Genomic DNA, 13,498 nt, shown 5'->3' on the forward strand with positions numbered 1-13,498 from the left:
CTTAACAATTTAATTATAACCTATGGAGGTAAATATCCCTTTTAACATCGTTTAAAATTACTTTAAATAAACGTTTTTAGAATTTAGAAAGATACTATATATTATCATTATAATGGAGGATCTACCGAATATGAAAGAAAAATATTGAATGAACTTAAAAATATAGAAGAGGATTATAATTATTTTTTAATAAATTATTAAGTTCTAAATAAGCTATTTATGGAGGCGATTTTTTGTGATCAATGAACCTTTAATTTGTAAACCTGTTCTTTCTGAAAAAGTTTGGGGGAATAAAGATTTAAATGAAGTTTTTAAGCATAACTTAGGAGAAAATCCAGTTGGTGAAGTTTGGCTTTTTTCTGTTGTTGAAGGTATGGAAACTACCTTAAAAGGAGTTGAAACAGGTAAAACTTATAAATCAACGGATATAATCAAAGATTTTCCATTGCTGTTGAAATTAATATCTACTTCATCATGGTTATCTGTTCAGGTTCATCCAGATGATGATTTTGCAGAGAAACTTGAAAATCAAAGTATAGGTAAGTCTGAAGCTTGGTATTTTTTGAAAGATGGTGGAAAAATAAAAGTCTCAAATGATAATGAAGGAGTTATGAATTCATTTAAAGATAATTCTTGGGATAAATGTCTTGAAGAAATTGAATTTAATAAGTTTGATACAATTTTTATTCCTGCGGGTACTGTTCATACATTAGGTCCAAATTGTACAATACTTGAAATACAACAAAGTTCTGATATAACTTATAGACTTTATGATTGGGGTAGACCAAGAGAAATACATGTAGAAAAATCTAAAGAGGTTTTGAAAAATGTGAAAACTTCTTATTGTGTTAATAGAAGTACAAATGGTATGGAAACTAAATATTTTTCATTTAATAAATTTAAAAATGAAGAAAAAATTGGTAAAGGTATATATGTATCATTAAAAGATTATAAAACTATTTATCTCGATGATAAAGTAAAGTATTATTTTGAAGGTGAATGGGTTGAGTATAAAATAAATATGAATGGTTGGAAAGGTATAATATAAAATTAAGCCTTCAAAGTGGAAAAAGAAATTAAAAAAATAAGAATCTGCTTTGAAGGCATTTTTATTTAATTTTTTAAATAAATAAGAAAGCGATTCCAAAAAATATTGATAAAAACATTTTTCAAAGTTAATAAAATAAAAACATTTTATTGATATCATAATAATAAAAGTGTAAAAGTTTTTGGAATTAATAAAAAATTATAAAACTATTTATGAAGGAGGAATTATTATGAAACATTCTACAATTCTTAATTTTACTGAATTCTACAGATTTGGTAATCCATTTGAAACGGAGGCTGTTATTATCAATAAAGAAGAGTTTCTTTATGATGATAATTCTAAATTGATGTATTTTGATATATATAATGAAGGAGAAAGTACATTTTTAAAATATAAAATGAATGAAAATGATTATATTTTTGGTCTTGGTGAAAATTTAGGTTCTTTAAATAAAAGAGGTAGAAAATATAGAATGTATGCAACAGATGATCCAAATCACACTCCTGAAAAAGAAGCTCTTTATGGTTCTCATCCTTTTATAATAGTAGATGGTAAAGAAAAATTTGGACTTTTAATAGATTATCCAGGAGAAATAATATTTGATATAGGATATGAAAATATAAATGAAATTAAAATAGAGATAAAATCAAAAGATTTTGAACTTTATATATTTGATGAAGAAGATAAAAATGAAATAATAAAAGAATATTTAACTTTAACAGGAAAACCTTTTGTTCCACCAAAATGGGCTTGGGGTTATCAACAATGTAGATGGAGTTATCCAGATGAAAAAACTATAAAAGATATAGCCAATAAATTTAGAAGTAAGGGAATTCCTTGTGATGCAATTTATATGGATATAGATTATATGGAAAATTATAAAGTGTTTACAATTGATAGAAAAAAATTCCCAGAATTTGAAAAGATGGTAAAAGATTTAAAAGAAGAAGGTTTCAATTTAGTACCGATTATAGATCCAGGAGTAAAGATAGAAAAAGAATATTCTATTTATGAGGAAGGTGTAAAACAAAATTATTTTTGTAAAAATAAAGATGGAAACGATTTTGTCACTGCTGTTTGGCCAGGTCTTACACATTTTCCGGATTTTTTAAACAATGAAACAAGAAATTGGTGGGGTAAAAAATATGGAATTTTTACAGATCTTGGTATCTATTCTTTTTGGAATGATATGAATGAACCAGCTATATTCTATACTTTGAGAAGCTTTAATAATGTTGTTAAAGCGGCAGAAAATATGAAAAATGATGTTAATATGGGAATAAATGCATTTCTTGCAAAAGATAAAATGCTTGCAATGTCCAATTCAAGGGAAGATTATAAGTCATTTTACCATATTGATGATTCTGGAAATAAAATTAATCATGATGATGTTCACAATTTATATGGATTTAATATGACCAGAGCTACAGTCCAAGGATTTGATAAATTGATTCCTGATTATAGATACTTCTTATTATCAAGGAGTTCTTATACAGGACATCATAGATATGCTACTATATGGACAGGAGACAATCACTCTTGGTGGGAACATATGCTTGTTCATATAAGGATGATTCAGTCTCTTAATTTATCGGGGTTCTTTTACACTGGGGCAGATGTGGGAGGATTTGGATGTAATTCAAATCCTGAACTTGTTATAAGATGGATGCAATTGGGAGCATTTACACCATTATATAGAAATCATGCTGCTCTTGGTACAAGAAATCAAGAACCATGGTCTTTTGATAGTAAAACAGAAGATATTTTAACAGATATAATTAAATTGAGATATGCTTTTTTACCTTATTCATATTCAGAATATATGAAATCTGTTGAAGATTTAACACCGTTTATAAGACCTTTATTTTTAGAATTTGATAATGATAGGGTTAAGCAAATAGAAGATCAATATATGTATGGTGAATCACTTATGGTAGCACCAATTTATACCCCAAATTCAAGGGGAAGATATGTTCATTTGCCAGAAGATAAGTGGCTTGTTTGGATAGCTTCGAATTATTCAAATAGGAGTATGAAAGTTTTACAAAATGGTGATTATTATATAGAAGCAGATTTAAAAGAAATTCCTATTTTTATAAGAGAAAATCACATGATAGTTTTAAGTGAACCTACAAAATATGTTGGTGAAAAAAATATTGAAAAAATAATTTTAACAGGACTTATAACTGATAAAGGATCTTATACATATTATGAAGATGATGGTGTTACTAATGAATATAAAAAAGGTAATTATGCCGAAATATCAGTAAATGTTTCTAAAAAAGAGGGAGAATATGAGGTTGAAGCTGAAATAGATACATCTGAAGATTATATACCTCTTTTAAAAGAGATCAAACTTGAGATTTATGATGAATTTGGAAATAGATTTGATCAAACACTATCTTTAAAATAAAAATAAATATAAAAAACCTGATTTCTATTTATGAAATCAGGTTTTTTATTAATGATTTTTAATTCCTATTATAGCTCCCATTTTTTCGTTTCCATGTGTTTTTCTAAAAGAATAAAATCTTTTATCTTCATATGTACATATATTTGAATCTATAATTTGAGATACACCAAATTTTTTAGCGATATCTGTATTTATTTTTGGTAAATTTATTAAATATTTATTATCTTTTTTTTCATAATATATATCATTTTCGAATTTTTCTTTAAATAATTTATATACATCATAATCTACTTCAAAACTATCTTTTCTTATAGAAGGTCCTAAGGCAACTACTATATCTTCTGGTTTTGAATTAAAAGAATATAACATTTTTTTTAAAGTTTTTTCGAGAATTTTTTTATGAGTACCTCTCCATCCTGAATGAATAAGAGCTACAATTCTATTTTTTTTATCTAAAATATAAATAGGTGTACAATCAGCATGTAATGTAAATAAATAGATATTTGATTTATTTGTTATGAGAGCATCTGTATTTTTTACTATTTCTTCAGAGTTTTCTATTATTTTTATATTATCCGAATGTGTTTGGTCTGATGAAGAAATCATGTTTATTTTAAATGTATTTTTAATAAAATTCAAATTTGAAGATCTATTTTTAGAAGAAAAATCAAAATCTATAGTTGAAAAAAATGTAAAAATATTTAATTTTTCAAACTCTTCGATATAAAGATATCTTTTACCTTTGATCATAGATTCTTTAAATATTTTCATCACCTCCATCTTAACTAAGTATAACATAACTTTTAAAACTTCACTTATAATATGTATTAAGGTATAATGGACTATATTATATATTAGTATTTTGGGGATATTATGGAGGTGTTTTTATGAAAAAACTTAATAATTTAAGTTTAAAAATTGTATTTGGTTTTATAGTTATAATAGTATTCTTAATTTTTTCCAGTTTTTTTAGTATAAAAAGTTTGATCAAATCGAATGAAGGTTTTGAAAGTTATGAAAAACTTAGCAATGAATATTCAGCTTTTTCTGAAATAGAAAACAATTTTCAGAATTTGAGAATTCAAGTCAAAGATTATATAAAAGATGAAAATGAAATATCTATTGAAAATTTTAACATATTTTATTCTCAAATGAAAGAATATTTAGAAGAGATAAATATAACTTTTAATTCTACTCACACTTATAATGAAATCAATGATCAACTAAATTTATACAATAATCATTTTCAGACTATACAAGATTATAAGAAAAATAAAAATTCTATAATCAGCAATCTTGATAAAAGTGGAAAGTCTATTTATGATTCTTCTTGGAGATATTTAAATTATGTAGATAAGATGGATGAACAAAAATTGACGGCTGGATTTAAGACACTTGATTTTTTATCGAATGCAAGGCTTTCTCTTTATAAATATCTTTATTATAATGATGAGAAATATGTTGATGGAATATATGAAAATTTTGTATATGCTGATGATAGTATAAATCTTATACAGAAAAATCAAGATTTAAATATCAAAAGTATTTTAAATGATTTAATAAAAGATAAAGAAAATTATGAAGGTTACCTTGGAGAATTAATAGGTATTATGTATGATGAACAATTTATCATAAATGAAATGGATAAAATAGGATTAAAAATATATGAAAATATAAAAACTGTTGAAGATACACTCATGAAAGAACAAAAAATACTTGGAACAACCTTAATAAAGGATAATAATTCAACTATCTCAAAGGTAAAATGGATAATAATAATAAATATAACATTTTCAATTTTTTCAGCAATGTTGATATTATTATTTATAAAAAGACCTCTTAAAAGTATGAATGAAAAAATTCAAGAATTTGGAAATGGTAATTTGAATACGAAGTTTAATATTTTATCTAATGATGAAATAGGAAAAATGAATAAAAGTTTAAATAATATGGGAAATAATTTAAGAAAAACAATAATTGAAATAGACAAATCTGCAAAAACAGTTGATGAATCTTCACATGATCTTGCGAGTTTAGCAGAAGAAACATCGGCAACCACAGAAGAACTTTCTACAAAATCAGAAGATATAAAAAATTTTGTAGAAGAGATAAATGATCTATTTTCTGAACTTGTTTCTGGAATTGAAGAGATATCTATTTCATCACAAAATTTATCAGAGAATTCTCAAAATTTATCTAATGCATCTAACATAACTGAAAATTCAGCTGCAGATGGTGTGAAAACAATGAATCAAATAATGATAGAAATGAATAATGTTGTAGAAAAAGCTACTGTGAGTCAAATAACGGTTAATGAACTAAAAGAAATGTCGGAAAATATTTTGAAGATAGTAGATACTATAAATTCAATAACAGAACAAACGAGTTTATTATCTTTAAATGCAGCAATAGAAGCTGCTCGTGCAGGAGAAGCAGGAAAAGGATTTGCTGTAGTTGCAGATGAAATAAGAAAATTAGCAGATGATTCTAAAAAAGCTACTTCTGATATAGATAAAATTTTGAAAAATGTTCAAGGAAAAACGGGTGAAGTTAATAATTCTGTAGAAGAGGTTGTAAATCTTATAGTTAATACAGGCGAAAAAATAACAACTGGTTCAACTAAATTTTCACATATACTTCAACAGGTAAAAGAAATGAATACTGGTATAGAAAATACGACAGCAACAATACAGGAGCAAAGTGCTTCAACAGAGGAAATAACAGGGCTTATGGAAAAATCATCTGAAAGATTGACTGATATTAAAGAACAAATAGAAGAATTAAATCAGGGAATAGAACAAGAATCTAAATCAGCATTAACTCTAAGCGAATCGGCAGATAGATTAACGGAACTTTCTAAAGGATTAATAAATATCATTAAAAAATTTAACATATAAAACAAAGAAGAGTTTTGACTCTTCTTTGTTTTTTTGATATAATTAATATAAGGGATTTTCCCTTATATTTTTTATAATATTATTAGCAAATAAATGTAACAATTGATTAAACGCTGGAGGTGTTTATATGAATTTAAAAAAAGAAAGTATTGAAAATATATTTTTTGATCCTTATGAAGAGTTATTTGAAAATTATTATGAAAACATATTTACTATTGGAGGTGAAGAGATAAATGAGAATGAATCCAAATGATTTTACAGAAAAAGCTTTAAATGCTTTGCAAGATGCACAGATAATGTTGACATCTTCTGGTGGTAATATAGTGAAGCCAGAACATTTGATGCTTTCTATAGCCGATATGAATGATGAAGGAATTAATGCTTTATTTGAAAATAATGAGATAGAAGCATTAAAAAAAGACTTGAACAATAATCTTGAACAAGATATTGGAGTATTTTATTCTGGAAATCAGAATGGAATTTTTTTATCCAATAATCTTACAAATGCTATTGAAATAGCAAAAAAAGAAATAAGAGCTTATAAGTTAAAGAAAATAACTTTATTGGGTCTTGTTCTTGGTATATATCTTGAAAAAAATTCTTTTGCTGCCAAGATACTTAAAGCTTATACTGATGAAAAAAAGATAAGAAAAATATTAACTCAATATATAGAAGAAGGTTCGGATGAGTATGAAAATGCAGAAATAGATCCTCTAAAAAAATTTACTATAGATCTTACACAAGAAGCTAAAAAAGGTAAATTAAGTCCTGTTATAGGAAGAGAAAATGAAATTCAGAGAATGGTTGAAATATTATCGAGAAAAAATAAAAATAATCCAGTTCTTGTAGGGGATGCAGGTGTTGGAAAAACAGCTATTGTTGAAGGTTTAGCTCAATTAATTGTGGATGAAGAAGCCCCTTATTATTTGAAAGATAAAAAACTTCTTGAACTCGATATGGCAGGTTTGCTCGCAGGAACTAAATTTAGAGGTGATTTTGAAGAAAGATTAAAATCAGTTATAGATAAAGCAAGAAAGATGAAAGATCAAGTAATTCTTTTTATAGATGAGTTACACACCATAATGGGAGCAGGTGCTACTGAGGGAAATACAATGGATGCTGCAAATATTTTAAAACCTTCTTTAGCAAGAGGTGAACTTAAAATTATTGGTGCTACAACCATGGAAGAATATAGAAAACATGTTGAAAAAGATAAAGCTCTTTCAAGAAGATTTCAACCTATAGATGTTGGAGAACCTACTGTAGAGGATTCTATACAAATTTTAAAAGGATTGAAATTGAGTTATGAAAAACATCATGGTGTTGAAATAACTGATGATGCTGTTGAATCAGCTGTTAAACTTTCTCAAAGGTATATAACAGATAGATTTTTACCAGATAAAGCTATAGATTTAATAGATGAAGCATCGGCTAAAGTGAAATTAAAAAATACTACAAAACCTACAGAAGTAAGAGAGATAGAGAAAAAAATGTTAAGGCTCGAAGATGAAATAAATCAATTAACATTTGAAGAAAAATATGAAGAAGCGGCAAAAAAGAAAGCCGATTATTTTGATGTACAAAAAGAGCTTGAAAATGCTATGAAAAATGTAAAAAAAGAAGAAGATTCTATTCATAATATAGTAGATAAAGAAACTATAGCTTATGTTGTTCAACAGTGGACGGGAATTCCTGTTACGAAAATGTTATCAGATGAAAGAAAAAAATTAATAAATCTTGAGATGGAGATACATAAAAGAATGGTTGGACAAGATGAAGCTGTTAATGTTATTTCGCAAACTATAAGAAAATCAAGGGCAGGGCTAAAAGATCCAAGAAGACCTACAGGAAGTTTTTTGTTTCTTGGACCAACAGGAGTAGGTAAAACAGAATTGGCAAAATCAATTGCAGAATATTTATTTGGTGATGAAAATTCTATGATAAGAATAGATATGAGTGAATATATGGAAAAATATTCTGTTTCAAGATTAATAGGAGCTGCTCCTGGTTATGTTGGTTATGAAGAAGGTGGACAATTAACGGAAAGAGTTAGGAGAAGACCTTATTCCGTGATACTTCTTGATGAGATTGAAAAAGCACATCCAGATATTTTTAATATTTTACTTCAAATAATGGATGATGGTAGACTTACTGATTCTCAAGGAAGAACTGTAAATTTTGCCAATACAATAATAATAATGACTTCTAATTTAGGATCTGAAAGGATTACAAAGACTAAAAGAACTTTAGGTTTTATAAGTGAAGACAGTGAAGAACAGTATCAAGATATGAAAGATCAGGTTATGGATAAAGTAAAAAAAGCTTTTAGACCAGAATTTGTTAATAGACTTGATGATATAGTTGTATTTAAACCATTAACATTAAATGATATGAAGAGTATAGTTGATATAATGATTTTAAAACTTGAAAGAAGGTTAAATGAGAAAAAAATTAAAATAGAAGTTACAGAACCGGCTAAAAAAGCTCTTTCTGAAAAAGGGTATGATCCATTATTTGGTGCGAGGCCTTTGAGAAGAGTTATTGAGAAGTATATTGAAACCCCTCTTGCAAATCAAATAATAAATGAGGAAGTAAAAGAAGGAGATTCTGTGATGGTAGAGTTAATAGATGATAAATTGAATTTAAGAAAAACAGGTGGAGATATAAAAACAAAAAAAGAAATATCAGAAAGATCATAATAAAATAATGTGGAGATAAATAATCTCCACATTTTATTATATTTATTCTACTACTTCAAAATCTTCTTTAGAAGCACCACATAAAGGGCATACCCAATCTTCTGGAATATCATCAAAAGATGTGCCTGGATTTACTCCATTATCTGGATCTCCTTCAGCAGGGTCATAAATGTATCCACAAATTATACATCTGTACTTTTTCATAGGTATCCACTCCTTTTAAGGAATATTTATTTTATATTATTCTACCACTATTTCTTTTGAACTTTCCCAAAGACCATGAATATTACAATAAGAAAGAGCTATTAATTTACCAGGTTTGTCTAATTTTATAACATGCTTTACATGAGGTTGTCCAACAACAGCACCAAATTCAAATCTTCCAAGATTTACTGTATTAGGATCTCCATCATAATGAATAAATAAGTCTATCCATGCAATATGATGTTCAACTGTATTTGGATGTGCTATTTCTTTTCCAACTTGAACTTCTACCATGAATTCTTCTCCAGCTTTAACTTTATCGGGACATTCTATTACTGGAACATGTTTTTCATTTTTGAAGTCATCTTTTTTTATGATATCACCTAACATTTTAATTCCCCCTTTTGATTGATTAAAACTCTTTAAACATCTCTTTAGAAGCACCACATACAGGACATTTTTCAGGTACTTCATCTTCAGTTGTATAACCACAAACATTGCATATATAGAATTTTGAATCTTCTATATCATTTCCATCTTTAGTTTTTTCTTGTGCATCTTTATACATTTTTTCATGAATCTTTTCAGCTTCAAGAGCAAAATGAGTTGTTCTAACAGCTTCTGGTTCAGTTTGGAATTCAGCAGAGTTATTATATACAGGATACATTTCTTCTATTTCAAAATGTTCTCCATCATAAGAACTTTGAAGATTTTCATCTGTAGAGCCTATATAACCTAAAGCTTTAAAATGATTTCTTGCATGAGTAAATTCTGCATATGCAATAGCTTTCCACATTCTTGCTAAATTTTTTAAACCTTTTCTTTCAGCTTCTTCTGCAAAAATTAAATATTTCATATGTGCTTTTGATTCTCCACAAAAAGCATCCTCTAAGAATTGTCTTGTCATTTCTCTTTTAACCATTTTGAAATTCCCCCTTGTCTATTATGATATAATTAAAATTCAATCGTCTTGTTAATTATAACATTTATTTTTGAAGAATTTATTTCAAAAGGTTGAAATTAACATTTAGAAGTTTATTTTTTCGAAATTTTTCTTGAATCCTTTTATAAAAGCATTGGTTTTTTCAAGATCATCGAGTATACCTTTTAGATTTCTTATGAATTCTCTTACTGAAGAAGATATTTCTTCTGCCGTTGCAGAGCCTTCTTCTGAAATTGCAAGTAAGTTTTGAACACTTGCGGTTAAACCTGTTAATTTTTCTCCTTCTGTTTTCAATTCAGTTAAAACATTTTCTATTTCAGAAGAGATTTTCTTTATATTATTTGAAGAACTCAAATTTGTAGAAGAGCTATCTTTTAGTTTTTTAGCTTCTTCAGTCATTATATTGTATTCATTTTCAACATTTTTATTAAGAGAATCTATTCCTGAAGATATTTTTCCAAGTATATTACTTATTTGAGAAGCTGCATTTTTAGAGCTTTCTGCTAATTGTCTTATTTCTTCGGCAACTACAGAGAATCCTCTTCCCGCTTCACCGGCACGAGCTGCTTCTATCGCAGCATTTAAAGCTAAAAGATCTGTTTGATCGGCTATAGATGTAACTGTTTGAACTACATTCATTATTTCATGAGCATCATTTTCTAAATTTTTACTATTTTTTACAAGATCATTGAATCTATAAGACATTTTTTCTATTCCATCTGAAGAAGATTCAACCATTTTTGAAGAATTATTTATTTGATTTACAGCATTTTCTAATTCATTTACCATAGAGTTTTCTCTTTGAATTATATTGTTTATTGAATTTACATTTGATTCAACCACATTAGATATTTCTTCAGCATCTGTACTTATTTGTACAGAACCATCCGCAACTTGTTCAACGAGATCACCCATAGAATCGGAAAGTTCTTTCATTTCAGATGCTTTGTCTCCAACTTTTGAAGTGAAGATTTCTATTTCTTCTATATCTCCAACGAGATCTATAAAAAGGCCACTCAAACTTATTCTTAAATCTTCGAGTTGTTTTGTTTGATTTTCTAATTCTTTTTCACCTTTTACCAATACAGGAGTATCAAATTTATTTTTTTTCATATTTTCTATACTTGAATTAGTTGTTCTAAGACCTTTTTTAAAGTAAACGCCTAAAAATGCAAAAGAGGTTCCACTAAGAATTGCCGTCAATAATGCTGAAATTATGTTATTATTCATAATATTTCCAAAAATTATAGAAAATATAAATGTTGTTAAAAATATCAAAAAGACAGAACTAGTCACGAATCTTTTTAAAATACCAAGTCCTAAAATTGAGAATAATTTTAACTTAGTTATTTGAGCAAATTCTTTTTGAGCTTTAACTTTAACTTTTATAGAATAATTTTTATCATTTGATATATCTTCTATAATATCGTATTCGATGGCATCATTAAAATATTCAGCAGAGCCCTCTAAAAGACCTAAGAAGTAATATCTCATATCTCTAAATGAAGAATAAGTAATTATTGCTTGTTTATTATTTACTATTTCAAAGTCAATTCTCGGTGGTTTGGCTCCTTTTATCCTTTTTGTTAAAGATTTGTGTACATCATTCATAGAAGATAAAAAGGCAAGTACTCCTTCTCTCTTAAAAAAGTTTGGATAATAACTATGAAATGTATAAATATTTTTTTTACCCATGGTTTTTAATATATCTTTTTTACTATGACCAGTTTTCTTAGATATAGAATCAACCATCTTATAAACATCTTTATCCTCTACTTCTTCTATGGGAGTAAATATTTTATCTTTATTCATTCCAACTTCATTCATAACATTATTTACAGTATTATCACCATATAATTTTCGCCAGGTTTCCAACCAGGTGCTCACGACCATACCTTTCAAAAAAATACACCTCCAGTTTTTTCACATCCATATGATATATTTTACATCATTTTTATTATGAATAATATCATTTTTATTATAACTTAATTTTATTAATAATTATTATATTATATAAAAAAAATAATAATTTTTTCTAAAATTTGAATATGATGTAATAAAATGATATAATTTTATTCTGAGGGGAGGTAAAAAATATGAAAAAGTATGAAGAAGTTCCTTATTTTAAAGGTATTGATGATAGAAGAAATATTTTAAGTAAAGATGATTTAAAAGGGAATTATACTATTTTAATATTTTACCCAAAACATCTTCCAGGAGAATATTCGGAAGAAGTTCTCCAAATATCACAGCAACATATTAAATACAATAAGATTTCCGGAATTGAAGGATTTGATGTGAATTTAATCATTGTCACACCCGATACTGAAGAGTATTTGGCAGGTTTGAGAGATGAAAATGATTTAGATATAACATTTATTTCTGATAAAAATCTTGAGATTTCAAATCTTTTTAATGTCATTGAAAGAGATTCTGTACAGAGAAAAGCTTATATTTTGGATAGATGGGTAAGATTGAGAGATGTTTGTGAAGATACAAATCCAATTTTTGTTGACAAATTGTACGAAAAGATAGAAAATATTGTATTTGATGATTTTTCTATCGATAACAATATAGAGTTTAGAAGGGCTAAAAGATCTTTCTCTATAAAAAAAGTTAGCGATTTAGAGATCAAAAAAATTATAGAAGCTGCCACTAAAGCTCCATCGTGTTTTAATAATCAACCTTGGAGATATCATGTTATAAATTCTGATGAAAAATTAAAAAAATCTTTTGAATACATACCAGATGGGAATTACTGGATGAAATATTCATCGGCTTTGATAGCAGTATATTCAAAAAAAGAAGATGATTGTGCATTAAATGATTCACGAGATTATTTTTTGTTTGATACTGGAATGTCTGTTGCTAATCTATTGTTACAAGCAACAAAAATGGGGATAATAGCTCATCCGGTTGCAGGATATAAATCTGAAAAATTAAAAAAATTTTTAAATATCGATGATGAGTCTGTTTTGATAACTGTTATAGCTGTTGGATATCCTGGTGCAGGTGAATATTTAACTGAAAAACATATTGAAGTAGAAAATGGACCGAGGATAAGAAAAGAATTAGATGATATACTCAAATGGAATTAAATAGTTTTTGATATAAAAAGAAGTTTCAATATTAATAATAGTTGAAACTTCTTTTTTTTTGTGTTAATATTAAAATATTTATATTTTAAGAGATCTATAATAGTGACTTGAAAAATAGAGCAATAAAAAAGGGATATGAAATAAAAAACAAGTAAATGAAAAGCAACAAAAATAAAAACAAGTAAAAAAAGGAATA

At 26.8% G+C, this 13,498-nt stretch carries 11 protein-coding genes; 6 read left to right on the forward strand and 5 right to left on the reverse strand.

The features are described 5' to 3' along the window. The first annotated feature begins 235 nt into the window (after window positions 1–235). A complete protein-coding gene (locus PWP28_RS13005; protein WP_158274868.1) occupies window positions 236–1,048 on the forward strand; it encodes a type I phosphomannose isomerase catalytic subunit in 813 nt (270 codons plus the stop codon). Window positions 1,049–1,277: 229 nt separating this feature from the next. Beyond that, window positions 1,278–3,461, forward strand: a complete 2,184-nt coding sequence (locus PWP28_RS13010) for a TIM-barrel domain-containing protein (protein WP_305081970.1) — start codon at window positions 1,278–1,280, stop codon at window positions 3,459–3,461. Between the two features lie 48 nt (window positions 3,462–3,509). Here PWP28_RS13010 and pgeF read toward each other — a convergent pair whose 3' ends face one another. After that, window positions 3,510–4,232 carry a peptidoglycan editing factor PgeF gene (gene pgeF / locus PWP28_RS13015; protein ID WP_305081971.1) on the reverse strand — a complete coding sequence of 241 codons (723 nt, stop codon included), beginning with the start codon at window positions 4,230–4,232 and terminating at the stop codon, window positions 3,510–3,512. Window positions 4,233–4,348: 116 nt separating this feature from the next. On the opposite strand from pgeF, the gene PWP28_RS13020 reads away from it, so the two are divergent. The 3 genes from PWP28_RS13020 to PWP28_RS13030 all read left to right on the forward strand — a co-directional run bounded on the left by PWP28_RS13020 (window position 4,349) and on the right by PWP28_RS13030 (window position 9,057). Then, window positions 4,349–6,358, forward strand: a complete 2,010-nt coding sequence (locus PWP28_RS13020) for a methyl-accepting chemotaxis protein (protein ID WP_109605387.1) — start codon at window positions 4,349–4,351, stop codon at window positions 6,356–6,358. A gap of 127 nt (window positions 6,359–6,485) precedes the next feature. Beyond that, the gene (locus PWP28_RS13025; RefSeq protein ID WP_305081972.1) at window positions 6,486–6,611 is read left to right on the forward strand and encodes a hypothetical protein; all 126 of its coding nucleotides are present in this window, start codon (window positions 6,486–6,488) and stop codon (window positions 6,609–6,611) included. After that, a complete protein-coding gene (locus tag PWP28_RS13030) occupies window positions 6,592–9,057 on the forward strand; it encodes an ATP-dependent Clp protease ATP-binding subunit (protein WP_305081973.1) in 2,466 nt (821 codons plus the stop codon). The genes PWP28_RS13025 and PWP28_RS13030 overlap by 20 nt, the downstream gene beginning before the upstream one ends. Before the next feature lie 42 nt (window positions 9,058–9,099). Here PWP28_RS13030 and rd read toward each other — a convergent pair whose 3' ends face one another. From rd to PWP28_RS13050, 4 genes are all read right to left on the reverse strand, one after another. Next, window positions 9,100–9,261, reverse strand: a complete 162-nt coding sequence (gene rd, locus PWP28_RS13035) for a rubredoxin (protein ID WP_109605385.1) — start codon at window positions 9,259–9,261, stop codon at window positions 9,100–9,102. A 36-nt stretch (window positions 9,262–9,297) separates the two neighbouring features. Further along, on the reverse strand, window positions 9,298–9,651 hold the full coding sequence (locus PWP28_RS13040; RefSeq protein WP_109605383.1) for a class II SORL domain-containing protein: 354 nt from the start codon (window positions 9,649–9,651) through the stop codon (window positions 9,298–9,300). A 22-nt stretch (window positions 9,652–9,673) separates the two neighbouring features. Further along, window positions 9,674–10,183 (reverse strand): rubrerythrin family protein, encoded by a 510-nt coding sequence (locus PWP28_RS13045; protein ID WP_109605379.1) that lies wholly within the window; start codon window positions 10,181–10,183, stop codon window positions 9,674–9,676. A 105-nt stretch (window positions 10,184–10,288) separates the two neighbouring features. After that, on the reverse strand, window positions 10,289–12,097 hold the full coding sequence (locus PWP28_RS13050; RefSeq protein WP_240597596.1) for a heme NO-binding domain-containing protein: 1,809 nt from the start codon (window positions 12,095–12,097) through the stop codon (window positions 10,289–10,291). Between the two features lie 203 nt (window positions 12,098–12,300). On the opposite strand from PWP28_RS13050, the gene PWP28_RS13055 reads away from it, so the two are divergent. Then, complete coding sequence (locus PWP28_RS13055; RefSeq protein WP_109605375.1) at window positions 12,301–13,302, forward strand: nitroreductase family protein; 1,002 nt, start codon at window positions 12,301–12,303, stop codon at window positions 13,300–13,302. The last annotated feature ends 196 nt before the right edge of the window (window positions 13,303–13,498 follow it).

It is taken from the genome of Oceanotoga sp. (assembly GCF_030445905.1).
GTDB lineage: Bacteria > Thermotogota > Thermotogae > Petrotogales > Petrotogaceae > Oceanotoga > Oceanotoga teriensis.

Bases quoted from the DNA above. Each gene is read 5' to 3' on its own strand.
- rd (WP_109605385.1), bottom strand. From the start codon at position 9,261: ATGAAAAAGTACAGATGTATAATTTGTGGATACATTTATGACCCTGCT.
- PWP28_RS13040 (WP_109605383.1), bottom strand. From the start codon at position 9,651: ATGTTAGGTGATATCATAAAAAAAGATGACTTCAAAAATGAAAAACAT.
- PWP28_RS13045 (WP_109605379.1), bottom strand. From the start codon at position 10,183: ATGGTTAAAAGAGAAATGACAAGACAATTCTTAGAGGATGCTTTTTGT.
- pgeF (WP_305081971.1), bottom strand. From the start codon at position 4,232: ATGAAAATATTTAAAGAATCTATGATCAAAGGTAAAAGATATCTTTAT.
- PWP28_RS13030 (WP_305081973.1), top strand. From the start codon at position 6,592: ATGAGAATGAATCCAAATGATTTTACAGAAAAAGCTTTAAATGCTTTG.
- PWP28_RS13020 (WP_109605387.1), top strand. From the start codon at position 4,349: ATGAAAAAACTTAATAATTTAAGTTTAAAAATTGTATTTGGTTTTATA.
- PWP28_RS13010 (WP_305081970.1), top strand. From the start codon at position 1,278: ATGAAACATTCTACAATTCTTAATTTTACTGAATTCTACAGATTTGGT.
- PWP28_RS13025 (WP_305081972.1), top strand. From the start codon at position 6,486: ATGAATTTAAAAAAAGAAAGTATTGAAAATATATTTTTTGATCCTTAT.
- PWP28_RS13055 (WP_109605375.1), top strand. From the start codon at position 12,301: ATGAAAAAGTATGAAGAAGTTCCTTATTTTAAAGGTATTGATGATAGA.
- PWP28_RS13050 (WP_240597596.1), bottom strand. From the start codon at position 12,097: ATGGTCGTGAGCACCTGGTTGGAAACCTGGCGAAAATTATATGGTGAT.